This window comes from Saliphagus sp. GCM10025317 (assembly GCF_042663665.1).
Lineage (GTDB): Archaea > Halobacteriota > Halobacteria > Halobacteriales > Natrialbaceae > Natronosalvus.
The window spans coordinates 1,963,275-1,988,532 of sequence record NZ_JBHTAQ010000005.1; the positions used below are offsets into that span (position 1 = coordinate 1,963,275).

24 protein-coding genes are annotated in these 25,258 nt (G+C 64.6%); 15 read left to right on the plus strand and 9 right to left on the minus strand.

Translation table 11 applies throughout. The annotated features are described in order from the left end of the window. The first annotated feature begins 138 nt into the window (after positions 1 to 138). The gene (locus ACFQS4_RS11550; RefSeq protein ID WP_497901654.1) at positions 139 to 807 is read left to right on the plus strand and encodes an O-methyltransferase; all 669 of its coding nucleotides are present in this window, start codon (positions 139 to 141) and stop codon (positions 805 to 807) included. Between the two features lie 233 nt (positions 808 to 1,040). Here ACFQS4_RS11550 and ACFQS4_RS11555 read toward each other — a convergent pair whose 3' ends face one another. From ACFQS4_RS11555 to ACFQS4_RS11570, 4 genes are all read right to left on the minus strand, one after another. Then, a complete protein-coding gene (locus ACFQS4_RS11555; protein WP_497901655.1) occupies positions 1,041 to 1,490 on the minus strand; it encodes a hypothetical protein in 450 nt (149 codons plus the stop codon). A 78-nt stretch (positions 1,491 to 1,568) separates the two neighbouring features. Then, positions 1,569 to 2,243 (minus strand): 2,5-diamino-6-(ribosylamino)-4(3H)-pyrimidinone 5'-phosphate reductase, encoded by a 675-nt coding sequence (locus tag ACFQS4_RS11560; protein ID WP_497901656.1) that lies wholly within the window; start codon positions 2,241 to 2,243, stop codon positions 1,569 to 1,571. 98 nt (positions 2,244 to 2,341) lie between these two features. Continuing rightward, complete coding sequence (locus ACFQS4_RS11565) at positions 2,342 to 2,518, minus strand: hypothetical protein (protein ID WP_497901657.1); 177 nt, start codon at positions 2,516 to 2,518, stop codon at positions 2,342 to 2,344. 124 nt (positions 2,519 to 2,642) lie between these two features. After that, the gene (locus ACFQS4_RS11570) at positions 2,643 to 4,154 is read right to left on the minus strand and encodes a PAS domain S-box protein (protein WP_497901658.1); all 1,512 of its coding nucleotides are present in this window, start codon (positions 4,152 to 4,154) and stop codon (positions 2,643 to 2,645) included. 259 nt (positions 4,155 to 4,413) lie between these two features. On the opposite strand from ACFQS4_RS11570, the gene ACFQS4_RS11575 reads away from it, so the two are divergent. Genes ACFQS4_RS11575 through ACFQS4_RS11585 form a run of 3 tightly spaced genes read left to right on the plus strand, consistent with a single transcriptional unit; the run spans position 4,414 to position 8,190 of the window. Beyond that, positions 4,414 to 5,709 carry a Single-stranded DNA binding protein gene (locus tag ACFQS4_RS11575; RefSeq protein WP_497901659.1) on the plus strand — a complete coding sequence of 432 codons (1,296 nt, stop codon included), beginning with the start codon at positions 4,414 to 4,416 and terminating at the stop codon, positions 5,707 to 5,709. Next, positions 5,706 to 7,328: an RPA family protein gene (locus tag ACFQS4_RS11580; RefSeq protein WP_497901660.1), complete on the plus strand. Its 1,623-nt coding sequence runs from the start codon at positions 5,706 to 5,708 to the stop codon at positions 7,326 to 7,328. Before ACFQS4_RS11575 ends, ACFQS4_RS11580 begins: the two co-directional genes overlap by 4 nt. A 4-nt stretch (positions 7,329 to 7,332) precedes the next feature. Beyond that, positions 7,333 to 8,190, plus strand: a complete 858-nt coding sequence (locus tag ACFQS4_RS11585; protein ID WP_497901661.1) for a metallophosphoesterase — start codon at positions 7,333 to 7,335, stop codon at positions 8,188 to 8,190. A gap of 25 nt (positions 8,191 to 8,215) precedes the next feature. On the opposite strand, the gene ACFQS4_RS11590 is transcribed toward ACFQS4_RS11585, so the two are convergent. The 3 genes from ACFQS4_RS11590 to ACFQS4_RS11600 form a co-directional block, all read right to left on the minus strand. After that, complete coding sequence (locus tag ACFQS4_RS11590; RefSeq protein ID WP_497901662.1) at positions 8,216 to 8,983, minus strand: tRNA-dihydrouridine synthase; 768 nt, start codon at positions 8,981 to 8,983, stop codon at positions 8,216 to 8,218. 3 nt (positions 8,984 to 8,986) lie between these two features. Further along, complete coding sequence (gene cofD / locus ACFQS4_RS11595) at positions 8,987 to 9,979, minus strand: 2-phospho-L-lactate transferase (RefSeq protein WP_497901663.1); 993 nt, start codon at positions 9,977 to 9,979, stop codon at positions 8,987 to 8,989. 104 nt (positions 9,980 to 10,083) lie between these two features. Further along, the gene (locus tag ACFQS4_RS11600) at positions 10,084 to 11,658 is read right to left on the minus strand and encodes a glutamate-cysteine ligase family protein (RefSeq protein ID WP_497901664.1); all 1,575 of its coding nucleotides are present in this window, start codon (positions 11,656 to 11,658) and stop codon (positions 10,084 to 10,086) included. Positions 11,659 to 12,181: 523 nt separating this feature from the next. Here ACFQS4_RS11600 and ACFQS4_RS11605 point away from each other — a divergent pair. The 8 genes from ACFQS4_RS11605 (at position 12,182) to ACFQS4_RS11640 (ending at position 21,197) form a co-directional block, all read left to right on the plus strand. Further along, positions 12,182 to 12,991 (plus strand): STAS domain-containing protein, encoded by an 810-nt coding sequence (locus tag ACFQS4_RS11605; RefSeq protein ID WP_497901665.1) that lies wholly within the window; start codon positions 12,182 to 12,184, stop codon positions 12,989 to 12,991. Position 12,992: 1 nt separating this feature from the next. Beyond that, positions 12,993 to 13,367: an STAS domain-containing protein gene (locus tag ACFQS4_RS11610; protein WP_497901666.1), complete on the plus strand. Its 375-nt coding sequence runs from the start codon at positions 12,993 to 12,995 to the stop codon at positions 13,365 to 13,367. A gap of 5 nt (positions 13,368 to 13,372) precedes the next feature. Then, the gene (locus ACFQS4_RS11615) at positions 13,373 to 13,798 is read left to right on the plus strand and encodes an anti-sigma regulatory factor (protein WP_497901667.1); all 426 of its coding nucleotides are present in this window, start codon (positions 13,373 to 13,375) and stop codon (positions 13,796 to 13,798) included. Then, the gene (locus ACFQS4_RS11620) at positions 13,788 to 14,807 is read left to right on the plus strand and encodes an ATP-binding protein (RefSeq protein WP_497901668.1); all 1,020 of its coding nucleotides are present in this window, start codon (positions 13,788 to 13,790) and stop codon (positions 14,805 to 14,807) included. Before ACFQS4_RS11615 ends, ACFQS4_RS11620 begins: the two co-directional genes overlap by 11 nt. After that, on the plus strand, positions 14,804 to 17,155 hold the full coding sequence (locus ACFQS4_RS11625; protein ID WP_497901669.1) for a bacterio-opsin activator domain-containing protein: 2,352 nt from the start codon (positions 14,804 to 14,806) through the stop codon (positions 17,153 to 17,155). The genes ACFQS4_RS11620 and ACFQS4_RS11625 overlap by 4 nt, the downstream gene beginning before the upstream one ends. A gap of 107 nt (positions 17,156 to 17,262) precedes the next feature. Further along, the gene (locus ACFQS4_RS11630) at positions 17,263 to 18,888 is read left to right on the plus strand and encodes a right-handed parallel beta-helix repeat-containing protein (RefSeq protein ID WP_497901670.1); all 1,626 of its coding nucleotides are present in this window, start codon (positions 17,263 to 17,265) and stop codon (positions 18,886 to 18,888) included. Positions 18,889 to 19,036: 148 nt separating this feature from the next. Further along, positions 19,037 to 19,264 carry a DUF7385 family protein gene (locus ACFQS4_RS11635; RefSeq protein WP_253435531.1) on the plus strand — a complete coding sequence of 76 codons (228 nt, stop codon included), beginning with the start codon at positions 19,037 to 19,039 and terminating at the stop codon, positions 19,262 to 19,264. 94 nt (positions 19,265 to 19,358) lie between these two features. Further along, entirely contained in the window at positions 19,359 to 21,197 is a 1,839-nt protein-coding gene (locus ACFQS4_RS11640) for an ATP-dependent DNA ligase (RefSeq protein WP_497901671.1), read from the plus strand. Between the two features lie 20 nt (positions 21,198 to 21,217). Here ACFQS4_RS11640 and ACFQS4_RS11645 read toward each other — a convergent pair whose 3' ends face one another. Next, positions 21,218 to 21,760: a hypothetical protein gene (locus tag ACFQS4_RS11645; RefSeq protein ID WP_497901672.1), complete on the minus strand. Its 543-nt coding sequence runs from the start codon at positions 21,758 to 21,760 to the stop codon at positions 21,218 to 21,220. 194 nt (positions 21,761 to 21,954) lie between these two features. Here ACFQS4_RS11645 and ACFQS4_RS11650 point away from each other — a divergent pair, with 194 nt between their 5' ends. Further along, the gene (locus ACFQS4_RS11650) at positions 21,955 to 22,782 is read left to right on the plus strand and encodes an inositol monophosphatase family protein (protein ID WP_497901673.1); all 828 of its coding nucleotides are present in this window, start codon (positions 21,955 to 21,957) and stop codon (positions 22,780 to 22,782) included. Between the two features lie 32 nt (positions 22,783 to 22,814). Here the strand turns inward: ACFQS4_RS11650 and ACFQS4_RS11655 are convergent, their stop codons facing one another. Further along, positions 22,815 to 23,498: a helix-turn-helix domain-containing protein gene (locus ACFQS4_RS11655; protein ID WP_497901674.1), complete on the minus strand. Its 684-nt coding sequence runs from the start codon at positions 23,496 to 23,498 to the stop codon at positions 22,815 to 22,817. Positions 23,499 to 23,592: 94 nt separating this feature from the next. Here ACFQS4_RS11655 and ACFQS4_RS11660 point away from each other — a divergent pair, with 94 nt between their 5' ends. Together ACFQS4_RS11660 and ACFQS4_RS11665 are read left to right on the plus strand one after the other, a co-directional pair. Further along, positions 23,593 to 24,057: an Lrp/AsnC family transcriptional regulator gene (locus ACFQS4_RS11660; protein ID WP_497901675.1), complete on the plus strand. Its 465-nt coding sequence runs from the start codon at positions 23,593 to 23,595 to the stop codon at positions 24,055 to 24,057. A 75-nt stretch (positions 24,058 to 24,132) separates the two neighbouring features. Next, positions 24,133 to 25,248, plus strand: a complete 1,116-nt coding sequence (locus ACFQS4_RS11665; RefSeq protein ID WP_497901676.1) for a DUF63 family protein — start codon at positions 24,133 to 24,135, stop codon at positions 25,246 to 25,248. Positions 25,249 to 25,258: the final 10 nt, after the last annotated feature.

A 25,258-nucleotide genomic window follows, 5' to 3' on the forward strand; every position in this document is an offset into this window, starting at 1 on the left:
GAGAGGTGACAATTTATCGTCATGTATTCGTATCAGACGGGGTCGTATATGGAAGTATCGATAGTCGGCCCCATCGATACGTCGTTCGGGCGCCCGTCTCACCCGGCCTTTTATTCTCGTCGCAGCGTATCATCGGCTATGGTCGACGTTCTTGCAGACGAAATCGCCCGGTTCGTCCGGGCGACCGGCCCGAAACCGGACGAGACGCTCGCCGAGATGGACGAGTACGCGGCCGCCGAGGGCTTCCCCCACGTCGGTCCCGAAGTCGGCGGCTTCCTCCGCCTACTCGCTCGCCTCGCCGACGCCGAGCGCATCTTCGAGTTCGGTTCCGGCTACGGCTACTCCGCGTACTGGTTCGCCGAGGCGCTCCCCGACGACGGCGAGATCGTGCTCACCGAAGTGGACGCGGACGAACTCGAGTTGGCGAAGTCATACCTCGAGCGCGGTGGCTACGACGCCCTCGCCAGCTACGAACTCGGTGATGCGCTCGAGACGGTCGAGGACTACGAGGGGCCGTTCGACGTGGCGTTGATCGACTACCAGAAACACCGCTACACGGAGGCGTTCGAGGCCATCAAGCCGAAGCTCGCCGTCGGCGGCGTGATCGTCGCGGACAACGCGATGCGAGCGGGGATCATACAGTTCGAGAAACTCCTCGAGATCGTCGAGGGTGGCGATCCGGACGACGTCAACGAGCACACGCGGGGTATTGCGACGTACCTCGAGACGGTTCGTGCTGATCCGGACTTCGAAACGGTGGTGCTTCCGCTGGGGGAGGGAATCGCGGTGAGCTATCGAGTTCGGTAGCCGTGGCAGGCTGCGACGGCGACGTCTCGAGTCCCTCTCTCTGTTCGGAGCAAGACACAGATTCGCGGGGGATTCGATGCGAATCGCCCCGATTCTATACTATCGAATGTGCACCAATTTACTATTATTTTTATAGCATAGCCAATCGTCGACCAACGTCTCGGCGCGGAGCGTCCCCACCAGTCGCTCGGAATCGCTGCTCGAGAGGGGAGGGGTACAGAAAAACGGCGGCGCTAGTAGTCGTAGTCCTGGTCGACGACGGATTCCTCGGCCGGAATCGCGTCAGTGCCGGCGTTGTACTCCTGGAAGGCGAGGAACGTTGTCGTCGAGGCGGCGCCGACGAGGGTCGCCCACGTCAGTGCGGTAAACCCGGCGACGATGCCGCCGGTGGGCGCCGGAAGGGCCGCGCCGGTCGCCTCGAGCCCCGGCAGGTGGAGGGCGGCGATGGCGATGAACGCGAGCCAGAGCCCGATCGAGAGGCGCGCCAGCGTCGGTCTGGAAACGCGTCGTGCGTAGCACGCGACGCCGTAGACGCCGACGACGGCGAGGGCGGCGCCCAGCGTCGTCTCGAGCGTCGTGGGTTCCAGAGAAGCGGTTCCTGCAGTTACCAGTCCCGAGACGCCGAAGGCGCCGAGGGACAGGGCGAGTAGGGGTCGAACCGAGTGTGTGCGGAAAGCGCTCACGTCGTGCACCGGTCGTTGGTGGGTGCAGAACACGGTGGGGTATATACCTGTTGGCTATCCCAGTGACGCGGGAACGAATCACACAGCCGCGTCCGATTCGAGTCGCCAGGACAGGACGACACCGCCGTCGAGTCGTTCGACGTCCTCGAGTTCGAGTTTCGGGAAGTCTGCGACGAAGCCCTCGCCGTCGGCCAGGGTCGGGGCGTCTCTTCCACCGATGAGTCGCGGACCGACGAACACCCGCAACTCGTCGATCAGGTCGGTTTCGACCAGCGAGAAGATGAGTTCGCCGCCGCCCTCGACCATGATGGACTCGAGACCGACCGACTCGAGAGCAGCGAACGCCTCGCGGAGGTCGACACGGCCCGTTCCCGCGGGTACGACCGTCGCACGCTCGGCGAGGGCATCGACGGTCTCGGCGGGTGCGTCCTCGGTCACGCAGACGTAGGTCTCGGCGTCGTCGTCGAGCACAGCTGCGTCGGGCGGCGTTCGACCACTCGAGTCGACGACCACGCGGGCGGGCGACGGTGATTCGCCAGCCTCGAGCCGTCGCTGTCGCCGTTCGTCGTTCTTGACGATCAGGTGCGGATCGTCGGCCAGCACCGTCCCGACGCCGACGACGATGGCGTCGCTCGCCGTCCGGAGCGCGTCCATCCGGTCGAAGTCCGCCTCGCCGCTGATACGGACCTGCTCCCGTCGCCTTGAGGAGAGTTTCCCGTCGGCGCTCATCGCAGCGTTGACGACGACGTGCATACGCTCTCTCCGGAGCGGTGGGTAAAGAAAGCACCGCGAGGCTCGTCGACGTCGAGAATCGACCATCGGTCCGGGAGACCAATGGAGAGTCGTGTCGCTCAGCGCCCGACGCCGAGGGGACGCTTGCAGTTCCGACAGAGGAAAAGGTCGCGATTTCCGTAGAGGGTCAGTCCATCCTCGTTCGGTTCCAGTTCGGCGACCTCGTGGCCCGCTTCCAGGTGTTCTCGTGAGCGAATCGTGTCCCCGCATTCCGGACAGGTCAGGGTATCGGCCATGCTCGTTCAACGGGCGCGAGCGGTAAAGCGTTCACCGCAGCCCAGACCGAAACGGATTGCTCCGTCGAAGTTCGTCGTCCCTGACAGTAGCGGACGTGAGCAACGTGTGGTGCGAATTAGACGGCTAGTCAGTGGCAGTTTGCGTCATCGACACGTTCTCGAACTCGAATCGAGCCCCACCAGTATCGCTCTTCGTCACCGAACACGTCCAACCGTACACGTCCGCTAACTCTTTGACGAACGTCAACCCCAATCCCATCCCCGCTCCCGTGCTCGCCGTCGTATATCCCTCCTCGAAAATCTCATCGCGGTCGGCTGGAGGGATTCCGACCCCATCGTCGGCAACGAAAAACCCGGTGGGGAGGTCACCGACCGTGATTGTGACGTCCGCTCCGCCGTGGTTGACCGCGTTCTCGAACAGATTCCGAAAGAGATGGCGGAGATACGTGCTATCAGCTTCGATCGTCTGGTTTGCCTCCACCTCCAGTCTCGCCTCGGGGGCGTCCACCTCTCTCCACGTCTCCTGTGCCGTTTCCACTACTGAGACTGGCGTTGGTTCAGACAGCGCGTCGCTCCCCCGCGTGATAACCAACATGGCGTCGATAATGTCTTCGATGCGGTCGAACGCTTCGGTGATGTACTCCTTCACTTCTGGTTTCGTTTCTGTCGGGAGTTCTCGGCTGTATATCTGGCCGATGCTCACGGGGTTCCGGAGTTCGTGGGCCAACATTCCCGCGAACCTGTCCAGTCGATCGTTCTGTTCGGCGAGTTGCTGTTCGCGTTTGTTCCGCTCGGTTACGTCACGGACAACGCCGACTCGTTCGTACTCGCCATCGTCCCGGATAATTGCAAACGAGGCTTCCGCCCGAATGGTCTCCCCATTCGCAGTATGAACGTCAGCCTCGAACGTGACCGTCTCCTCTTCCTGCTCCTCACCCACAACCATCTGTTCTTGATAGTCGTACGCCGCTTCGACCGTCTCTTCGTCCACGACGAGCGAGCCATGGCTGCCGAGCAGCTCCTCGCGATCGTAGCCGACCATCTCGCAGTAGGCGCTGTTGACCAGCGTGAAGTAGCCGTCTTCATCCACGAGATAGATGCCATCGTTGACGGTCTCGACGATCGTTTCGTAGCGCTCGAGGTTGCGGTTCGCCCGTTCGAGGTCGTGGTTCACCTGCTCGAGTTTTCGGTTTGCCTGTTCGAGTTCACGCTGGCGATCTTCGGCGTCTAACGCACGAGTTTTGGCCCGTGCATCCTTGTACCCTAACCCAAGCCCAGCAATGCTGGCGAGCGCCGGGAGCACGACGAAGCCAGCAATGGGGTCGTTGACTCCCCCCGTCAATGCGCTAAACAGTACGATACCGAGCATGGCGCCGATGGCCCGGACACACCAACTGGCGACGTCTGCGTAGAGGTCGGGGCGGAGGTCGGTGCGTGGGAGATGATAGGCACCAGATACGAGAACGATTCCACTTGCACCAAGTAGCACGCAATTAGTGAAGAGGTCGTCGAACGAATGGATCCCACCAATAGCGATGAGCGCACATCCGATAGCACCCGCGAGGTAGACACTTCCGAGACTGAAGATGAAGCGCTGGCCCCCAACGGAGGTGATTCCACGTGAGAAGTACCCCATTGAGCGCTGTATTGTATCAGGGTGTTATGAGGATTTGGGTTCGTCGTCGGTCAATCTACGCGCTGTATTGGGCACAGTCGATCCAATCCTCTCAAATTAGAAGACTATAACCAAGTCCAGGCGAATCGAAATCGGCAGAACCACTAGTAGAACACGGCGGTTCGACCCATCTGGTTACCATCCCCGGGCCTTCGACGACGACGTTTACTTTCACTCCGTTCCGGGAACGCTTTTTACCTCTCCGTTCGAAGTGAACCCGATGGATATCGATACCCATGCCGAGGATCTCGCCTCCGATCTCGGTGTTGACAAAGAGGAGGTCAAAGCAGACCTGCAGAACCTACTCGAGTACAGCGTCCCGCTCGAGGAGGCCACACAGAGCCTCCGTCGAAAGTATGGGGACGGCTCGAGTGGCGGCTCGAGCGGCGCACCCTCGGCCAGAGACGTCGGGGAGATCACGCCCGACGACGGATCGGTGACGGTCACCGGGGTCGTCCTGAGCGCGGGCGAACGGTCAATCCGTTACCAGGGCTCGGACCACGTCATCGTCGAGGGCGAACTCGCCGATGAAACCGGCGTGATCGACTTCACCGCCTGGGAGGACTTCGGCCTCTCGCCGGGCGACACGATCACCGCGGGCAACGCCGGCGTCCGCGAGTGGGACGGCGAACCCGAACTCAACCTCGGGGAGAGCACCTCGCTGTCGTTCCTCAAGGACTCCCTCGAGGTCCCCTACGAGGTCGGCGGAGACGCCAATCTCGCCGATCTCCGGACCGGCGACCGCGCGAAGACGATCGAGGTCGCCGTCCTCGAGTGCGAGGAGCGGACGATCAACGGGCGAGACGGCGAGACCGAGATCCTCAGCGGAGTCTTCGGCGACGAGAGTGGTCGACTGCCGTTTACGAACTGGGATCCCGTCCCAGAGATCGAAGAGGGCGCCTCGGTTCGCATCGAGAACGCCTACGTCCGCGAGTTCCGCGGCGTACCCGAAGTGAACGTCTCGGAGTTCTCGACGGTGACGGCCCTCGAGACGAACGTCGACGTCGGCTCCGACGCACCCAGACTCCCCATCGGGGAGGCCGTCGCGACCGGCGGCGTATACGACGTGGAACTCGTCGGGAACCTGCTGGCCGTCCGCGACGGTTCCGGACTGATCCAGCGCTGTCCCGAGTGCAATCGCGTGGTCCAGAAGGGGCAGTGTCGGACCCACGGCGACGTCGACGGCGTCGACGACCTCCGAGTGAAGGCGATCCTGGACGACGGCACCGGCGCCGTGACGGTGATCCTGGACGACGAACTCACCGAAGCGGTCTACGGCGGCGACCTCGAGGACGCGAAGGACGAGGCCCGCGAGGCGATGGACCAGGAGGCCGTCGCGGACACCATCCGGGAAAACGTCGTCGGCACGGAGTACCGCGTTCGCGGCCACCTCTCGGTCGACGAGTACGGCGCAAACCTGGACGCCAGCACGTTCGAGGAGAGCGACGACGATCCGGTCGAACGTGCTCGAGCGGTCCTGGATGAGCGGGACCGAGCCTCGGAGGTGGAGGCATGAGTTCCGTTGACGGCGAGGAGGTGCCGGGACGCGAGGTCGCCTACCGGGTCTTCGCAGCGGAGTTCGACGACGCCGACTACTCCCACGCCGAGAGCGACGAGGAGCGGGCGCCGAACTACGTCATCACTCCAACGGGGGCGCGACTCAACCGAGTGTTCGTCGTCGGGGCGCTCACGGAGGTCACGGCGGTCAACGACGAGATGCTCCGCGCACGCGTCGTCGATCCGACCGGCGCGTTCGTCGTCTACGCCGGCCAGTACCAGCCCGACGAACTCGCCTTCCTCGAGCGGATCGACCCGCCGGCGTTCGTGGCCGTCACGGGTAAGGCACGCACGTTCCAGCCCGACGATTCGGACGTCGTCTACACGTCGATTCGCCCCGAGAGTATCGCCACGGTCGACCCCGAGACGCGGGATCGCTGGGTCGTGTCGGCGGCCGAACAGACCCTCGAGCGCGTCGGCACCTACGCGGCGGCGGCCGACCTCGAGGCCTCGGGTGACGCGCTCGAGACGGCTCTGCGCGAGGCGGGCGTCGAACGCGGCCTCGCCGCCGGCATCCCGCTCGCCCAGGGCCACTACGGGACCACGCCCGCCTACCTCGAGGGCGTTCGCGACCTCGCGCTCGATGCAGCAGCAGTCGTGGCCGGCGACAGAGACGAGGTGCGCGGATTGAACCGACAGCCGAGCGATTCGCAACCGGGTGCGCCGAGCTTCGCCGCGCTGGCGAGCGCCGAGTCCGTCGACCTGGACGTGGATGTGGATGTGAATGTGGATGGCGACAGCGACCTTGAGGACGCCCCTGCTCGGGATGAGAACGAACCCGAGGCGCCGGCGGCAGCCGAAACCACAGACTCCGCGGTGACGAGCGACACCGGGACCGAATCCGCCGATCTCGAGGCCGACGACGCCAGCGGAGACGACGCGAGTGGAGGCGACGAACTGGGTGACTTCGACGCCGGAGAATCGGATTCGACGGCCGACGAACTCGGCGATTTCGACGCCCGTGTCGAGGCCGAGGGCAAGGGCGAGGACGAGGCAGCCACCGCCGAGGAATCGGATTCGACGGCCGACGATGGATCCGTTGACGAAGAGCCCGTCGACGAGGAATCCGTCGACGTCGGCCAGAACGGCGACCTCGAGGAAGACGAACTCGAGGACGCCTCAGGCATGTACGAGATGGACGACGAGGAACGCGAGCAACTCGAGGCCGAGTTCGGGACCGAGTTCTCGACGGGGGCGGACGTCGACGAGCCGGGTGAGGCAGATATCGACGTGCCAGCGGGCGACGAGTCGGTCGAGGACGTCGAAGACGACGAAGACGACGAAGCGGAACCCGAAGTCGACGAAGAGAGTACCGAGGAGGCCGAGGGAGTCGACGAAGACGAAAACGAAGACGACGGCGACGAGGAGACCGACCTCGAGGACGTCGACCTCCAGGATCTCGTCGTCGAGACGATGACGGACCTCGACGACGGCGAGGGCGCGGATCGCTCGGCCGTGATCGACACTGTCACCGACGAGACCGGTGCCGACGAGGACGACGTCGAGGAGGCCATCGACGACGCCCTGATGGGCGGGCAGTGTTACGAGCCCGGTGACGGCAAATTGAAGGCTATCTGAGCCGATGGCCCGCCTCGAGCCCGTGCCCGACGAACCGGCAGCCGTCGCGGAACTCGGCGACGAGCGCGCGCTCGTGGTCGCGGACTACCACGCCGGCTACGAGGTCGGGTTGCGCTACGAGCGCGGCGTCGACGTCCCCAGTCGAGCGGCCGAGCGTCGAACCCGACTGTGCTCGCTGCTCGAGCGAACCGCCGCGAATCGGCTGATCGTCCTCGGCGACCTGATGCACGCCATCGGTGATCCTGGCGGTGCGGAGCGTGGCGAACTCGAGGTGCTGTTCGAGTCGCTTCCAGATGGCGTCTCGGTGACGCTGGTCCGGGGTAACCACGACGGAGCCATCGAGGGGTGGCTGGGGACGGGGTACGACGAACCTGGCGACCTCGAGAACCATGACGGCGACGGCAACGCCACCGTTGAGGGCGAACTGGGCGGTACACCCCTTCGGATCACGGACGGCAGCGGCGTCCGGCTCGATAGTCTCGGCTGTTGTCACGGTCACACCTGGCCCGACCGATCGGTGCTCGAGGCCGACATTGTCTGCCTCGGCCACGAACACCCCACCGTCCGACTCGAGGACGACGTCGGCGGCGCCCGTGTCGAGCGCGTCTGGCTTCGCGGACGGCTCGACCCCGCTCCGTTTCGTGGACGCGACGGCGAGGCCTACGACGGACTGCCGTGGCTCGAGGGCGACGCGGATCCGCCCGAGGTCGTGGTCGTGCCGGCGTTCAACGACCTGGCGGGCGGGACGTGGACCAACCGCGAGAACCAGTCGTTTCTCGCACCGTTTTTGCCGGAGGCCCTCGCCTCGACGGAGTCGTACCTGCTCGACGGGACTCGACTCGGGCCCTACCAGCGCGTGTGAGAACTATCAATCGTCGACCGCGAACTCAGGCCTCGCTCTCCTCCCTCTCGAGCGCCCGCCGCACCCGCTCGAGGACGACCGGATTGTCGCTGGGCCGACCGACGCTGACCGCGTCGGCGCCGTAGGCGAGGTACTCGCGAACGGTCGATTCGTCGCGGACGCCGTTGTTGGCGATCACGTACAGGTCGCAGGCGTCGGTGACGTCGGCGATGACTGATTCGGAGTCCATCGCGTCGACGTGGACGAACGACGCGCCGGCGGCCTCGAGCGAGCGACACAGCGCCGACAGGTCGACGCCCGAAACCTCGGCGCGAACCTTGACACCGACGGTCGCGCCGTCGTCGGCGGCGGTGGCGACGTACTCGCCGAGTCGGTCTGCGTCTCGGAGGAGCGTTTGACCACAGCCAACCGCACAGAGCTCGGGCTGGCGGCAGTGGGCGTTAATCTCGAGCAACGCGTCCCGCTCCCGACAGACGCAGGCGACGGCCGGGATTGCGTCGACGCTGGCGCTCCTGACGTTGATTCCCGCCTGCAGGGACTCGTCCTCGAGGGCGGCGAGTTGATCGTCGACGAATGCGACCGGGTCGTCGGGCAGGAATTCGGTCCGGTCGCGGGCGACGAGTTCGCGTGCGGCCTCGCGGGACGGGCCGTCGAGCGCGATACCGCCGAGGAACGCACAGCCGGCCCACTCGGCGGCTGCGAGCGCCCATTCGGCGTCCGATTGTCCCGAGAGACTGGCCAGTGCGAGTGGCGGGGAGAGCGAGAGTGGTGCGGAGAGCGAGTGCGATGACATCGGTCAGGCGAGGATCGAGAGCGCCTCGTCGATGGCCTGAATCACGCGACCGGCGTCCTCCGGTGAGTCGATCCGGATGTCGGTCTGGATCGTCGGCCGGTCGAACTCGGTCGGGTCGTCGCTGTCGATGACGAACGCGTCGGCGAAGGGATACGCCGTCGCCAGACCAGCCGTGTTCGGCGTCGCACCGACGGCCTCCATCAGGTCACCGGCCGGGCCCGAGAACGCCTCGTCACCCAGGAACGGCGAGACGGCGACGACGGGTGTCTCCATCAGCGCCCTCGCGACGCCGGGCAGCGCGAGCATCGGCCCAATGCTCGTCACCGGGTTCGAGGGCCCGATCACGACGGGGTCGGAGAGCGCCTCGAGCACCCCCGGTGCCGGTTCGGCGTTCGACGAACCGCGGAACTCGACGTTCGTGATCGTCGGTTTCCCGCGGTGGGCGACCCAGTACTCCTGGAAGTGCATTAGGCCGTCCTCGGTGTGGATCAGGCTCGCGACGGCGTCGTCGCTCATCGGCAGGACGTCGATCGTCAGCCCGAATCCGTCGGCGAGGACGTTGGTAGCCTCCGAGAGCGTGTGTCCCTGGTCGAGGAGGCTGGTCCGCGTGAGGTGAACTGCTCGGTCGCGGTCGCCAATCGTCATGAACTCCGCGATGCCCGAGAACCGACGCCACCGGGCGATGTCGCGGCCCTCGGTCTGTCTCGAGGCCTCGAGATACTGCGGGCCGTCGGGGAGGTCGGCCGCTGCGGCGATGTCGGAGAGCGCCGAGTGCGTGCGGTGCGTGTCGCCCCTGATCCCCCACCACCGTTCGCGGTCAAGGACGCCACCGCCCTGGAAGAGAAGCGTGTCGACGTCGGGAGAGACGAAGAGACCGCCGAGTTCGATGTCGTCGCCGGTGTTGGCGACGACGGTAATCTCGTCCGGCGAGAACGCCGCTCCGGCCCCGTCTAACAGCTTCGGCGTGCCGGTACCCCCGGAGAGGAACGTAACCATACGCGTCAGTTTCCACTGCGGGGCTTAAGCAGTTGTGGCCCGATACCGATCATCGACTGCTCGACCGACTCGAGCGCAACGCTTGCGTCCCGGGCTGGCGTGGGTCACGCCCAGTCCGCGAAACTCCCCTCGAACAGCGTCTCGGCTTGCTGTTCGACGTACTGACGTTGCATCACCTCGAGGGCGCCCGCGAGCGACTCCCCCGAGGCGACCTCGTCGGCCACCAGTTCGTGTTTCCAGCGGGCGGGAGTCAGACCCTGGCGGACGCGACGCCGAAGCGGGTGGAGGTAGGCCGCGACCTCCTCGTCGGTCAGGCCGCGACTCGAGAGGCCGTCTTCGGCGTGTGCGAAAAGGTCTGCGTAGACGGCTTCCGTGTCGCTCGTCGTCTGTCCGTCGTTCGTGATCCACTCGAGGTCGGCCGCCAGCCCGTCGCGCATCGCGGCGTAGAAGTTCTCGCGGGCGATCTCCCAGTCGAGTTCGCGAACGGGGTGCTCGAGGTGAGTGAGACTCTCCAGAAGCCCCGCGTACGCCGCGAGGAACGCGACGGAGTCCCGGACGGTCGGCTGGGCCGGAATCGGGCGAAACTCGATGCGGGCGTTCGCCGCCGACCGACTCGAGCCGTCGAAGACCGGGCGCACCCACCGCCAGTAGGTGCCGTGCTTGCGCCGGAAGTGGGCGAACTGGTCGTCGAACCGGTCGCCGTCGCCGACCGGCATCGGCACGAGGGTGTCGTCGGTGGCGATTCGCTCGACGGCTTTCTCGACGCTCTCGAGGTCGTACGGGAAGCGAACTTTGCCGGTCCCGGCCGAGGGATCGTTCAGGACGGTCTCGAAGATGCTGATCCGGTGTTCCATCCAGGCGTCGCGAAGGACGTCCTCGGCGGCCGCCCCGTCGTCGTAGAGGTCGGCGGGAAGGAACGGCGAGTTGACTCCCAGTGCGAGCAGTGGACCGGCGATCCTGACGGCGTAGTTGAAGTACGTCGGCAGGTCCGGGGCGTGGGGGACCTGGTAGTGAGGCTGAATCGAGGTGATGAGGCTCTCGGGCATCGCGGTCTCGGCAGCGAGCGAGACGTGCGGGCAGTCGAGGACCATCCCGGCGGCCTCGGCACGGTCGGTGTTGGCCATCGCGTGGTAGCGCGCGGCGTCGCTCATGTTCGTTGCGAGCGTGACGGTGCGCGAGTTGGTGCCCGCTTCCTCGCTGTCGCCTGAGGAATCGCCGACCTCGAGCGTCCGTTCGACCGTGTCCGTCAGGTACTCGTAGGCGGATTCGCCGGCCGGCGGCAGGGTCCAGAGTCCGTCGCTGACCAGGCGCATCCCCTCTGCTTTCGCGACGTTCTCCGCCGCGCGCAGGCGGGCGAGAATCTCCGACTCCTGGGCGCGAAGTCCGTCGGCGTTGAGCGGTTGCGGACTCGTCGTCATCTCCGCGTTGTGGAGGCCGAGTTCCTTCTCGAAGCCCATCAACTCGAGGAGACGCCGAGGAACGCGCTTGAGCGCGGCCGTTTCGGCGTCGATGGCGTAGAATTCGTACTCGAAGCCGACGATCGCCTGTGGGTTGTCAAACGCGCCCGACTCGATTCCCTCGACGATGACGTCGGCTTCCTCGATCGCGCGGTCGCGAAACGACTCGGCATCGACGGCGAGTACCTCCTCGAGACGCGACGCGAGTTCCTCGGCTCCCATACCACCGGGTCTGCTTTCCAGTGGGTTAAATGCAGTTATCCCTCGAGCGGACACTGTACTCGAGTGTTCGGCTCGCTCCGGAGAGTGGTGGCCTGCGTTCTCGGACGACTGGTCCGGTGCGGTGCGATTGCGCCACGGAAGGGTGCGGGTGGTGTCTAGCGTTTCGCGGTTGGCGTCTCGCGTCTCGCGACCCGCTGGCGGGTCTCACGGTTCGCGCTTTCAGCTAGCTCGAGTGGGAACGTCTCGAGAGCGCATACCTACTCGTTGACGCGAGCGATCTATTGGCAAGCCACCAAAACACTCTTCAGAATCGGACCATCACTGAATGTGAGAGTTGGTCGGATTTCGTCGTTCTCCTGCCAGAGGCACGAATGCCCCATCGAACGGTCTCCGAGCCGTTTGAACCAGAAACTCGCTCCTCGAGGAAGACACCCATCGGCAACCAACAGTAGTGACGGAAATATAACACCTAATTCGTCCTAAACGTTAATAGGCCAGATTTTGTACTTTTACCGGATTACGGATGTCACCGAGTGATCCCCCCTACGAGAAATTAATCGAAAATGCTCCTATCGGCATCTTTCGGGTTCCGGTCGACGATCTGGATCTCGAAGCGTCCCAGGTCGACTCGGAGAATCAGTACGCCAATCAGCAACTCGCCAGAATGCTCTCTTTCGATTCGGTCGAACAGTTACGCTCAGAGATCTCGTCCATCGAATACGCGGATCCACAGGACAGTGAGCGACTCGAAGAACAGCTCAAGAGAACGGGTCACGTGGATGCATTCGAGACGCAACTGATCGCGAACGACGGGGAAACGGTGGACGTTCTCGTCTCTGGAACTATCGACGACGGGGAGTTCATCGCCTACGTCACCGACATCTCCGAGCGCAAGCGACTCGAGCGGAAGACGGCTGAACAGGCCGAAGCGATTCTCGAACAGTCGACGCCGATCGTCGAGATCTGGGATTGCATCACGCTCGCAACCGTGGTCGGAACGCTGGATACGACTCGCGCACAGCGGCTCACCGAGGAGTTGCTCATCGAACTCACAGAGAACGGGTCGGAGATTGCGTTGATCGACATCACTGGTGTTCCCAACGTGGACACGGCGACGGCACAGCACCTCACCGATACGGTGAACGCCGTGTCGCTGCTAGGCAGCGAAGTCATCATCACCGGGATCAACCCCAACATCGCCCAGACGCTGGTCCAGCTCGGGATCACGATGGACGACATCCGAACCAGGTCCACGTTGAGCGAGGGGCTGGAACTCGGATTGCACCTCACCCAGAACATCGACATCGTGACGAATGCGTCCCAATCCCAGTAATATGACCCACACAGATCGCGTCACCGTTATCCAGGTGCGAGGAACGCTGATCGCGACCCTCCCCCCACACCCGTCGGACAGTACGATCGACGACCTCCAGGAGCGCATTCTCGAGCGTATCAACCAGACGAACCTCGAGCGCATCGAGGGAGTCGTGCTCGACGTCTCCGACGTGCAAACGGTCGACTCGTTCTTCGCCCGGGTGATCGTCGAGACGGCAAAGATGGTCGAACTGATGGGCGTTCGACCGATTCTCGTCGGCATCAGCCCTGCCATCGCCATCACGGTGACCGAACTCGGGTTCGACCTGGGTGGTGTGCAGACGGCCAAGAGTATCGATGCGGCGCTAGACGCCCTCGAGATAGATTCGAGATGAGTCACATGGTGAGCGAAGAAGGGGTCCTCGAGATCGCCTCCGAATCGGACATCGTCACCGCCCGGACCACGATTCGCAACGTCGTTTCGAACGTCGGCTTCGGGCTGACGGACACCACCCGGATTGTGACCGCAGTCTCCGAACTCGCCCGGAACATCTATCTCTACGCCGAGGTCGGGACAATGCGCTGGCGCGTCCGCTCGGAGGGGAGTCGGCGCGTGGTCGAAATCGTCTTCGACGACAATGGCCCGGGAATTCCGGACGTCGATCGCGCCCTCGAGGAGGGGTACTCGACGTCGAGCGGAATGGGCCACGGCCTCTCCGGCGCCCGGAAGATGATGGACGAGTTCGAGATCGACACGAGTGCCGAGACGGGGACGACCGTCACCATTCGCAAGTACGTGCCACGAGTGGTCGCCAATGACGGGTGACGACGAGACGTCGATCACGATTTCCAAACAGGCCGACGTCATCCTCGCTGGCCGCCGGGCGAAGCCGATCCTTGCAGCGTTCGAACTCGACGAGTCGACCATCGAAGAGGTCGTCCTCGTGATCCACGAACTGGCCTCGAACATCGTCAAACACGCCGGCGAAGGGACGATCACGCTCGTGCCCACGTCGTCGGACGACCATCACGGTATCGAGATTCACGCCGAGGACTCGGGGCCGGGAATCGGCGACGTCGATCGAGCGATCACCGACGGCTATTCGACGGCGGGGAGCCTGGGGTCCGGCCTCGGGGCGGTCGATCGCCTCATGGACGAATTCGAAGTCGTTCCTCGCCCCGATTCACACGCCGGCACACACATCGTCGCCAAACGCGAATTTCGGACTCGAACGCGTTCACAGAAGCCGTTTCCGCTCACGTTCGGAGCGGCGACGCGTCCCCGTTCGCGCGGCGATCCGAACGGCGACGCGTTCGTCATCAAACGGTGGGGACACAGCGCCCTCGTCGGCGTGATCGACGGACTGGGGCACGGACGGGATGCACACACTGCCGCGGCGGCGGCAAAACGGTACGTCACGAGCCACTTCGACCAGTCGCTCACCGCCATCTTTCAGGGCGTCGAACGGGTGTGTGCCAGGACGCGCGGAGTCGTCATGGCGCTCGCTCGTTTCGACTGGTCCAGAGAGACGATTTCGTACGCCAGCGTCGGCAATATCTCTCACAAGGTCGATGCCCCGGTGCCACTCGAGTTCGTGACTCGACGGGGAGTGCTCGGGAACGACGCCCCGGAACCGCTGATCAGGGAAAACGAGTGGGACCCCGAGTACGCCCTGGCGCTGTATTCTGACGGCGTACGGTCGCTCTGGAAGTGGGACGAATTCGTCCACCTCGTGGACGAACCGAGTTCGACGCTCGCCCACCGACTCCTGGCGGAGTTGGCAGACGAGAACGACGACGCGACCGTGCTGGTGGTCACGAGGGGGTCGCGATGAGCGGCCAGGACGGTGACGAACAGCCCTCGGACGCAGACCAGGACATGATCCAGGCGCTGCAAGCGGAACTCAGGGAGACGAACGAGGGGCTCCTCGCGCTCACCCTCGAGCGGGAGGAACACGAACGGACGCTGACGGCACTCCACGAATCGAGCCGGGAACTACTCCACGCCGAGACCGCCGAGGACGTGTGCGACCTCATCCTCGAGACGACGAACGAAGTCCTCGGCATTCCCGGCGCCGGGGTGTACTTCGCCAGCGAGGACGGAACCCGGCTCTCGCCAGCCGCGACGACCGAGTACGTCGAGAACCGGTTTGGAGCCCTTTCGCCCGTGCGTCCCGGAGACGACTCGGTCGCGTGGCGATCGTTCGCCGAGGGAGAGACCATCGTGATGGACGACGGTATGACCGACCGCGACGAAGGTCTCGAGGCGGCGTTTCCCAGCGGCATCTGGCTTCCGCTCGGGTCTCACGGCGTCATGGTCGCCGTCTCCGACCAGATTGGGGTGTTCGACGCGGACAAACGCCAGCTTGCCGGGCTGCTCGCGGCTACCGCCGAGGCGGCCCTCGACCGGGTCGAACAGGAGAAACGGCGACGCCGGCGTGAGGCGCAACTCGAGGGGCTCGTCGAGGCGACGGGGGAGTTGCTCGGAGCGGAGACGGTACGAGAGGTCTGTGATACCGTGGTCGAGACGGCCGAATCGGCGCTCGGCCTCCCGATTACGATGATCGCGGTCTACGATAGCGAGACGGGGACGCTCAGACCACGCGCACAGACGGCGATGGCCGAAACGATCGTCGACGCGGAGCAGATGTTCGACCCGCAGGCCGAACTGGCGTGGCAGGCGTTCGCCGAGAAACGGGTGACGGTTCACGACGAGATGGCAGTCGCCCCCGGGGCCGACGCCGACGCCGACACCTACGGCGTCGCGATCCTCCCGCTCGGGCGACACGGCGTGCTCGTCATCGGCTCGAGGACGAGCGACGACGTACACGACGAGCGACTGTCGCTCGCCCGGATACTGGCCGCGAGCACGGAACCGTCGCTGGCTCGCCTCCTGGCGACGAACGCCGAATCCTCGCTCGATCGGGCCGAACGGGAACGCCAGTTGATCGAACGCGACGAACGCCTGCACGAACAGAACGAGCGGCTCACGCGACTGAACCAGGTCAACGACGTCATCCGTCACATCGACCAGGCGCTGGTGGCGGCGGATTCGCGCACGGCGATCGAACAGGCCGTCTGCACCCAGTTGACGACCGCCGGACCGTACACCTTCGCCTGGATCGGCGAGTACGACGCGGTACACGACGCGGTGACTCCCCAGGAGTGGGGCGGCGCCAACGAGGGGTACCTCGATGCGATCGATCCGAGAAACGCCGACTCGAGCGAACGGGAACCGACGGAACTGGCGAACGAGACGCAGGAACCGCAGGTTATCGAGGACCTGCTGGGCGAGCCGCCACTCCCCCGGTGGCGTCGCGAGGCGCTCAAGCGCGGCTATCGCGCTTGCATCGCGATTCCGCTCGTGTACCGCGAGATGCGCTACGGCGTGTTGACGGTGTATTCGGACCAGCTCGAGACGTTCGGGGATCTGGAGCGTACCGTTCTCGTGGAGCTCGGCGAGACCATCGCCTATGCGATCAACGCCGTCGAGAGCAAGAAAGCGCTCGTGAGCGACGAGTTCGTCGAAGTCGAGTTCGAGATTCGGGACGACTCCATCCCGTTCCTCTCAGTGACTGCCGAGGTCGGCTGTGTCGTCGAACTCGAGAGCGTGGTCGCCCGCTCGAACGGTGGGTACCGCGTCTTCTTCACCACCCACGAGACGCCGCCGGAACCCGTCCTCGAGCACATGGAGCGAGCGTTCGCGGTGGACGACACGCGACTCATCTCGGAGAGCGACGAGGAGTGCCTCTTCGAATGTACGGTCGACGAGTCGAGTTTCTTCGGAACGCTCCTCGGTCACGGCGCCATCCCCCAGCGATTCAGGGCGAAAGGCGGCGAAGGAACGATCGCCGTCGCCCTCCCGGAGAGCGCGGACGTTCGGCTGTTCATCGACACGATCCAGGCGACGTACGACCACTCGGAGTTGCTGGCGCGACGCGAACAGCCCCGAGAGAGGGACCGCCGAACGACGAGCGGGTTCACGGCGGACATGGACGAGATACTGACCGACCGGCAGCGAGAGGTGCTCCAGACCGCCTACGAGAGCGGATTCTTCGAGTCGCCACGAGAACGCACTGGCAGCGAGATCAGCGAGGCACTCGGCGTCTCACAGCCGACGTTCAACAATCACCTCCGCGCCGCCCAGCGAAAATTCTTCGAACTCGTCTTCGAATCGGACTGAGACTCGAGCATCGGTTTTGCTATTCTAGCCACTGACAACGATTTGCATGGCTTCGTGACTAGCTACGCTCTCTTTTCCAGTAGAACCAGTACGTATAATTGAATTTCATGACTGGAATAGCAAACGAACGCGACCCAGACGATGGGCGATCTACCGACTTTGAACAAGCATCTGACACCGACACCGACACCTATCAGCCAGGGAGGCGGACGTTCGTGAAGGGTGCGGCCATTGCGGGTATCTCTGCGCTCGGTCTCTCTTCGACCGCCGCGGCCTCGGGCTCGTACACGAAGTACGACGGAGAGTACCGACACGTCGTCAACGTCGTCGAGGCCGGCGCCGACAACACCGGGAATCGATCGATCACCCCCGTACTCAGGAACATTCGGAACGACAACACGCTGTTTTACTTCCCCCCTGGGCGCTACGCGATGGACAGCCAGCTCCGGTTTACCGGCTTCGATAACGTCGCCTTCATCGGCAACGACGCGACGCTCGTGCCCGCGAACCACTACAACTTCGACGGCCCGAAGTACCGGCTCTTCCGTCTCGGCGTCGGCTACAGACCAGGACGGCGCCTGCGGTTCGAGGGATTCGACGTCGACCAGACGGCCCCCGACACCGGGATTCGCGTCATCGAAGCGCACGTCTCCGACCGCCTCGAGGTGCGCGACATCAACATCAAGGGTCAGCACGACAGTGGAACGTGGGGCCCAGGTCTGTTCAACGTCACCAGTTCGAGCGGCTACGGGATCGTCGAGCGCTTCAGCGCTCCCCACGGCGGCGAGTGGATAAACAATACCCCGACGGCTGGCGAACGCTGGCGCGGTCCGACCGGCATCCTGGCCAACCAGAACGCTGGTACCCTCGAGTTCAAACACTGTACGATCGGCGCGTTCCCGGACAACGGGCTCTACGCCGCCGGCGGCACCGGGAAGATCATAGTCAGCGGCGGCACCTACCGGAACAGCAACGGCGCGAACATCCGCGTCGGCGGCAACGGCAGCGAGATTAACTGGCCGACGGTCACCGTCGACGACACCCGTCCGGAGGACGAGGGCCAGCGCGGGATCCGCATCGAGAACGGCCAGAACTTGCGTATCAAGGGAGCGGCCGTCAACATCACCTCCCCGATGCCGACCAGTCACGCGATCTCGACGATGCCCACCTGTGAGAGTGCTCGAATCGAGCGCGTCCACATTGACATGCAGGGCAACGACGTTAATCACGGCATTGTCGTCTCCCCTAACTGTGGGGAGGTCACGATCGTCGATACGAAGATCAATCACGAAACCGCTGGCGGCTACCCGGTGTGGATCCGAAACACGAGCGCGACCGACCGCGTGCTCGCCGAATACCTCACGATCACCGGCAAGGCAGGCGACGCCTCCGGACTCCGCGACGGCATCCGCGTCGGGCGAGACAACTGCCGATTCAACGCGATCGAGGTTGACCAGCCCGGGCGGAATGGCGCCACCCGAAACGCGATCACGTCGACCGCCGACGACCTGACGGTCTGGGAGAGCACTCTTCGCGCAAGCAAGTTCCCCATCGTCGAACTCGGTTCCGATTCGCTCTACCTGGACGTTGACGCCGAGTCGACCGGCGGCAAACAGGCAGCCTGCCTGTACGATCAGAGTCACAATATCACCATGCGCAACAGTCGGCTGGTCAACGGCGTGCGCGACCTCGGCTCCTCGAGCCTCGAACTGTCGAACAACACGACCTACTGATCGCGCTGGTGAGGGTGCTGCGGTGCAGTAACCGCATCGAAGCGGCCATCTCCCCGTCGGAATTTTCGAATTGGCGTCGCTGTGGTGTTTTCTGATTCCCGAGACCCACCAGGGAAACACTTTACCTCTGTTCTTTCCCACGTAGCCCATGGAGCAGTTCGAGAAGTACGTCTCCTCGGCGACGCTTCGCGAGGAAAACGAGTCGATCAAGCAGTACCAGAACACGGTCGGTCTGGCGTGTCCGGCCTGCGACCAGCCGTTCGACGACATGGTCGTCTGCAAGGACGAACACACGAGCCTGAACCAGACCATCCCGCTCGACATCTGTACGGGCGTCGAGGACGGGAAGCCGGTGTTGTTTACCCACAAGCCCTAGTACCAGTCGACGCCTGGAAGGGGACTGGCCGATCACACCGTCGGCCGACGCCTCTCGAACCCCTTAAGCGATCGCCGTCGCCTACACCCACGACATGGACTTCGCCACGTTCGCCGACCACGCCGCCACCATCGAGGCCGAGCCTTCTGATCTCGAGACCGTCGCGCATGTCCGGTCGCTCCTCGAGGCGGCCAGCCCGGACCTCGAGGTCGTCGCCCGCTTCGTCCAGGGGCGGGTCTTCCCCGCCTGGGACGCCCGAAAGCTCGATATCGGCCCGCGGACGTGCTACGAGGCGATCGCTCGCGCGGCCGGGACGAACGTCGGCCCGGACGACGTGGAGGACGCCGTCGCCGAGATCGGCGAAATCGGCGCCGTCGCCGCGAGTTACGAGTTCGGCGGCCAGCGGGGGCTGGGGGCGTTCGCCGGTGGTGGTGGGGGTGACAATAGCGGCAGTGGCGGCGGCCAGGACGAACTCACCGTCGCGACGGTGTCCGACACGCTCACAAATCTGGCCGAAACAGACGGCTCGGGCAGTCACGACACGAAAGTCGACCTCCTGTTCTCGCTGTTCAACCGGTGTGAGGCCGACGAGGCCCGCTACCTCGCTCGCCTCGTCCTCTCGGAGATGCGCATCGGCGTCGGCGAGGGGACCGTCCGCGACGCCGTCGCGGAGGCGTTCGACGTCCCCGCCGACCGCGTCGAACGCGCGTTACAGGTGTCGAACGACTACGGCCTCGTCGCCCTCGTCGCGCGAGACGAAGGGCTCGAGGGACTGGACGCGCTCACCCTCGAGGTCGGGCGCCCGGTGCAGGCGATGCTCGCCCAAGCGGGGAGCGTGACCGACGCGCTCGAGGCCTGGGACGAGGCGGCTGTCGAGTGGAAGTACGACGGGGCGCGCGTCCAGTTACACTACGCGCCGGACGGCGTCGAGACGACGGGTGCCTCCAACAGGATATCGGGAGACGAACGCTCGACGACGCGCGTCTTCTCGAGGAACATGGAGGACGTGACCGACGCGCTCCCGGAGGTCGTCGAGTTCGCCGAGGCGACCCTCGAGGTGCCGACGATCCTGGACGGCGAGGTGGTCGCCGTCGACGACGACGGAAACCCGCTCCCGTTCCAGGAGGTGCTCCGGCGGTTCCGTCGAAAACACGACGTGGCGAAAGCGCGCGAGGATGTGGCCGTCCGGCCGGTCTTCTTCGACTGTCTCCACGCCGACGGCGAGGACCTGCTCGACGTCCCGCTCACGGCGCGCCACGGGCGACTCGAGGCGGTGCTCGCCCCCGGGGTCGACCCCAAAACGAAGACGGGCGCGTCCGAAGCGCCCGAGGACGCCGCCGAAACGGGAGCGACCGAGACGACAGGGGACGAGACGCCCGAGGGCCTCTCACTCCTCTGGCTCACCGACGACCCCGACGAGATCGAATCGATCGACGCCGACGCGCTCGAGGCCGGACACGAGGGGATCATGCTCAAGGACCCCGACTCGACGTACTCGCCGGGCCGGCGCGGTAAGCACTGGCTGAAGCGGAAACCCGACGTCGAGACGCTCGACTGCGTCGTCACCGGCGCGGAGTGGGGCGAGGGTCGACGGGGAACCTTCCTCGGCACGTTCCTGCTGTCCGTGCGGGCGACGGACGCCTCCGGAGATGGCGTGTTCGAGACCATCGGCAAGGTCGCCACGGGAATCACCGACGAGACCCTCGCGGACCTGACCGAGCGCCTCGAGCCGTACATTCGTGCCGAGGACGGCAAGGACGTCGACCTCGAGCCAGCGGTCGTGTTCGAGGTGGGCTACGAGGAAATCCAGACCTCGCCGACGTACAGTTCGGGCTATGCGCTCCGGTTCCCACGGTTTCTCGGGATCAGGGAGGACAAGACGCCGTCCGAGGCGGATTCACTCGAGCGCGTCGAACGGCTCCGGTCGCCGTGACCGAAGGCGTCTGTGGCCGGTCACGAAGTGTTTTCGGCGGTCCCCATCGACTCGCCGTCGATTGATACGGCGACGGCGTCAGGTTCCTCGCTCTCCTCGTCGGTAATTTGGATCGCAATCGAATGGACTGCGGCATCGTCGACGGTCGGCTCGTCCGAATCGGAGGCGATAAAGACGTGAATACCGTCTTCGGTTCGTTCGATTTCCTGGACCTCGAGCCAGTGCTGGCTCGACCAGGATCGTGCCACCACGATGATGAGATACGATCGGTCGAACTCGGTCTCCGCGACGAATTCCGTAATCTCGTCCTCGTCCTCGTTCTCGTTTCCGTCACCGTCTCGCATCCGCTCTCGAGCCGTCGGTCGGTCCGTGATAATCGTCTGATACGAGTGGGGTCGCTCTCCGGACGGGTCGAGACCGTCGTCAACCAGGTGACTGCCGACGCGATGGTGCGTCTCGACCGTCATCCCGTCAGGGAGGGCAGGGCTCTCTCCCGCCCCCAGACACCCCGCGACGCTTACCGACCCCATCGCGACCCCGGTGAGGAATCGGCGGCGGTTCATATCTCCCACTCTCGTCGGCCGCACATATGTTTTCCTGGTGACGTCTACTCCCGAGGTAGACGCTCGGCCGAACTGGGTTTGTTTCGACAGTGTGGTCAGCGTACGAGTACCCAGTTTCTGCGTTTCCGTGGTCTGATGTCTCGAGTGACCCCGAACCGGCATCCATTTGACCGTTCGTCCACCGAAGACGAGGTATGAGCGAACGAGAGGAGGGCCTCGAAGTAGGGTCGCCAGCGGATCGTGCCGCGGTCGCCGCTCGAGCGGCCGAGGCCGGGTCCAAGGTCGCCCACGACTCGTTCCGGAAGGACATTCCGGTCGAGTTGAAGGGCGGGAAGACTGACGTCGTCACGCAGGCGGACCGGGACGCCCAGCGGACGGTCATCGAGGTGATCCGGGAGACCTACCCCGACGATCCGATCGTCGGCGAGGAGGACGACGAGCGAAAGACGGTCCCGCCGGAGGGACCCGCCTGGATCATCGATCCCATCGACGGGACGAACAACTACGTCCGCGGGATCCGAATCTTCGGGACGGCTGTCGCCGCCGTTGTGGACGGCGAACCGGTCGGGTCGGCGGTCGTCATGCCCGCGCTGGGCGATACGTACTGGGCAGGGCCGGACGGCGTCACCCGCAACGGCGAGCCCATCTCGGTCAGCGACCGCGACGACCCCGAGACCTGCGCGGTCTGTCCGACCATCTGGTGGGACTTCGGCGAGCGCGACCAGTACGCTGCCGCGACCAGGGAGATCGTCCAGCGCTTCGGCGACATGCGCCGGTACGGCTGCGCGCAAGCGGCCCTCTCGATGGTCGCTGCGGGTGCACTCGACGGCGTCATCACGAACCTCAGGGCGAACCCCTGGGATTCCGTCGCCGGTGTCCACCTGATCAGAACGGCCGGCGGAACGGTCACCGACATCGACGGCAAACCCTGGCGCTACGATTCTCGAGGGCTGGTCGCCTCCAACGGAGAAGACGAAGTCCACGACGAGGTACTCGCGGCGACTCGAGCCATCGAGACGTAGCGACTTGCAATCGGCCTCGAGGGGCAGACTCGCTACCGTTCGACCGCCACGTCCGCAGAAGTGGGGAGTGAGACGGCGAGCGCGTTCCTGGTCAGGCTCCCCGTCGCGCGGCGCAACCGCTCGGAGACGGCGTTCGTTGAGATGTCGAGGGCCGCCGACAGGTCCTCGATCTGAGCATCACGAGGAACCTCGAAGTATCCCATCCGAAGCGCGGTCACGAGCACTTCTCGCTGTTCAGGCGTGAGGTCGTACTCGCGTTCTTTCGGCGCGGAACCGGGATACATCCGCTGGAGTTCGAACGCGTAGCCTTGCTCGTGAAAGAACATCTGGAACTCCTCGAGCGCCTCCCGGTCGACGAACTGAAGTTTGAGGTACCAGGTGCCGTTCGCGGCTTCCGCCTCCTGCATGACGCCGTGGCGGTCGACGATCTGGTCGACCAGGTGTTGGACGGGTTCGGCCCAGTCGACGTTGAAGTAGTGGACGTTCGAGTCCGAATCGAGCAGGGTGAGTTCATCGACGGAAGGATCGTTTCGAAGCGTCGTCTCCAGGGTCTCGAGGTCGTCTTCGTCAGTGGCCACCCACAGAAATGGCATCACCCACTCCCTGCTGTGGGTCGCGAGGCGTTCGACCTCCACGGTCGCGTCCGTGAGGGTCTCGAGCGTGTGCTCGAGCGCGAACGCGTTCGCAGGAACGGTAAACTCGGTGATAACGCTCATACGACGAATCTCGAGTGAACACCCATAAACAGGCCGACATTGGTCGAGTTGCGGATGTACAAAGAATTTTGTCGACCTGACGTCCATCGATAGTATGGACCTCGACGACACTGATCGGGCGATCCTCCGGATTCTACAGGAAAACGCCCGTACGCCGTTCAGCGAAATCGCCCGCCAGATCGACATGTCGAGCGCGACCGTCCACGACCGGGTCAATCGCTTAGAGGAAGCGGGCGTCATCGAGGGCTACCACGCGCAGGTCGAGCCGAAATCGATCGGGCTCGGCATCTCCGCGCTCGTCGGTCTGCGAGTCGAACAGGGGCGCGAACAGGACACCCTCGAGCGACTGACCGACATCGAGGGAGTCCAGGAGGTCCACCTCACGACCGGTGAGTGGGACGTCATGATGCGCGTCTACGCCGCCGACGCGGATGCCCTGCGCGAGTTGATGTTCAACCAGATCGCACAGATGGACGGCTTTTCGCGTTCGCAAACCATGGTTATTCTCGGGACGACCTACGACAGCCAGGAACTGCCGATCGCGCCGGACGGGAACTGACGCCGTCTCGGCCGACGTTTGCTCGCGCAGCGAAAAACCGCAAACGGTAAGCGACGACCACTCCGGTGTGGTGGTATGGAAGCGTACGTCGACCGCTACGGCGCAGGACGAATCTGGCTAGCGGTCGTGGGGTCGCTTGTCGCGTTGATCACGCTAGCGGCGGTGGTATTCCCGGATCGAGTCGCCGCCGAGATCCTCTGGCACTACTACTGGGGTCCAGTCGCCGCCGACGCCCAGAACTACGGCTGTATCGCCTGGAACGGTGGGTCACCGACCGAGTGCGGGCCGAACACGACTGGACCGGAGGCCAGCCCGGGCTACACCTGGCAGTCCTACGCGGGGTACATTCCGACCCTCGTGCTCATGCTCGTCGGGATCATCCTCCTGATCAAGCACCTCGAGATCGATCGCTACCGCGCGGGCTTCTACGGCCTGTTCCCATTCATGCTGTTCGGCGGGGCGCTGCGCGTCGTCGAGGATGCCAACGTCCGCGCGCTCGTCGAGACCGGTGAGATGCAGATGGAATTGCCGTGGGTAGCGGCACTCATCAGTCCCTTCATCTACGGGACCGTCTTCTTCGTCGCGGTGCTCGCCGTCGTCGTCTCGGTCTGGCTCGACCGAAACGGGTACGTCTCGGGCTACGAGTACCCCCTCGCCGGAATCGGGACGGCCGCGCTGACGGTGACGGTGGCCTACCTCGGCTACTTCGCAGCGACCTACGAACTGGCGAGTTTCCACCCGCTCATCCCGCTCATCACGCTCGTCGGGGCGACCGTCGTCACCGCCGTCACCTACGGGGCGATCACGCGGTTCGCACCAGATCTCAACCGGGGCACCGGATTCATGGGAGCGGTCGTCATCTGGGCGCACAGCGTCGACGGCATCGCCAACGTCATCGGCCTCGACTGGGCCAGCGCGTTCGGCCTTGGGTACGATCCGAAACACCCGGTCAACGCCTGGATCGTTGCCACGACCGAAGCGGTGCTCCCGGCGTCGATCGTCGACGTGATCGGCGCGGCGTGGCCGTTCCTCATCGTCAAAGTCATCGCTGCTGTGTTCATCATCTGGGTATTCGACGAGTCGATCTTCGAGGAGAGTCCCCGGTACGCCATCTTGCTGTTGATCACGGTGGTCGCCGTCGGTCTCGGGCCGGGAACGCGAGACATGCTTCGAGCGACGTTCGGGATCTAAGCCCTGCGGG

Coding starts and splice junctions, on each gene's coding strand:
- ACFQS4_RS11635 (WP_253435531.1), top strand. CDS start 19,037: ATGGAGCAGTTCGAGAAGTACGTCTCCTCGGCGACGCTTCGCGAGGAA.
- ACFQS4_RS11625 (WP_497901669.1), top strand. CDS start 14,804: ATGAGCGGCCAGGACGGTGACGAACAGCCCTCGGACGCAGACCAGGAC.
- ACFQS4_RS11665 (WP_497901676.1), top strand. CDS start 24,133: ATGGAAGCGTACGTCGACCGCTACGGCGCAGGACGAATCTGGCTAGCG.
- cofD (WP_497901663.1), bottom strand. CDS start 9,979: ATGGTTACGTTCCTCTCCGGGGGTACCGGCACGCCGAAGCTGTTAGAC.
- ACFQS4_RS11550 (WP_497901654.1), top strand. CDS start 139: ATGGTCGACGTTCTTGCAGACGAAATCGCCCGGTTCGTCCGGGCGACC.
- ACFQS4_RS11575 (WP_497901659.1), top strand. CDS start 4,414: ATGGATATCGATACCCATGCCGAGGATCTCGCCTCCGATCTCGGTGTT.
- ACFQS4_RS11560 (WP_497901656.1), bottom strand. CDS start 2,243: ATGCACGTCGTCGTCAACGCTGCGATGAGCGCCGACGGGAAACTCTCC.
- ACFQS4_RS11615 (WP_497901667.1), top strand. CDS start 13,373: ATGGTGAGCGAAGAAGGGGTCCTCGAGATCGCCTCCGAATCGGACATC.
- ACFQS4_RS11655 (WP_497901674.1), bottom strand. CDS start 23,498: ATGAGCGTTATCACCGAGTTTACCGTTCCTGCGAACGCGTTCGCGCTC.
- ACFQS4_RS11640 (WP_497901671.1), top strand. CDS start 19,359: ATGGACTTCGCCACGTTCGCCGACCACGCCGCCACCATCGAGGCCGAG.
- ACFQS4_RS11605 (WP_497901665.1), top strand. CDS start 12,182: ATGTCACCGAGTGATCCCCCCTACGAGAAATTAATCGAAAATGCTCCT.
- ACFQS4_RS11570 (WP_497901658.1), bottom strand. CDS start 4,154: ATGGGGTACTTCTCACGTGGAATCACCTCCGTTGGGGGCCAGCGCTTC.
- ACFQS4_RS11585 (WP_497901661.1), top strand. CDS start 7,333: ATGGCCCGCCTCGAGCCCGTGCCCGACGAACCGGCAGCCGTCGCGGAA.
- ACFQS4_RS11590 (WP_497901662.1), bottom strand. CDS start 8,983: ATGTCATCGCACTCGCTCTCCGCACCACTCTCGCTCTCCCCGCCACTC.
- ACFQS4_RS11660 (WP_497901675.1), top strand. CDS start 23,593: ATGGACCTCGACGACACTGATCGGGCGATCCTCCGGATTCTACAGGAA.
- ACFQS4_RS11610 (WP_497901666.1), top strand. CDS start 12,993: ATGACCCACACAGATCGCGTCACCGTTATCCAGGTGCGAGGAACGCTG.
- ACFQS4_RS11650 (WP_497901673.1), top strand. CDS start 21,955: ATGAGCGAACGAGAGGAGGGCCTCGAAGTAGGGTCGCCAGCGGATCGT.
- ACFQS4_RS11580 (WP_497901660.1), top strand. CDS start 5,706: ATGAGTTCCGTTGACGGCGAGGAGGTGCCGGGACGCGAGGTCGCCTAC.
- ACFQS4_RS11630 (WP_497901670.1), top strand. CDS start 17,263: ATGACTGGAATAGCAAACGAACGCGACCCAGACGATGGGCGATCTACC.
- ACFQS4_RS11600 (WP_497901664.1), bottom strand. CDS start 11,658: ATGGGAGCCGAGGAACTCGCGTCGCGTCTCGAGGAGGTACTCGCCGTC.
- ACFQS4_RS11565 (WP_497901657.1), bottom strand. CDS start 2,518: ATGGCCGATACCCTGACCTGTCCGGAATGCGGGGACACGATTCGCTCA.
- ACFQS4_RS11620 (WP_497901668.1), top strand. CDS start 13,788: ATGACGGGTGACGACGAGACGTCGATCACGATTTCCAAACAGGCCGAC.
- ACFQS4_RS11645 (WP_497901672.1), bottom strand. CDS start 21,760: ATGAACCGCCGCCGATTCCTCACCGGGGTCGCGATGGGGTCGGTAAGC.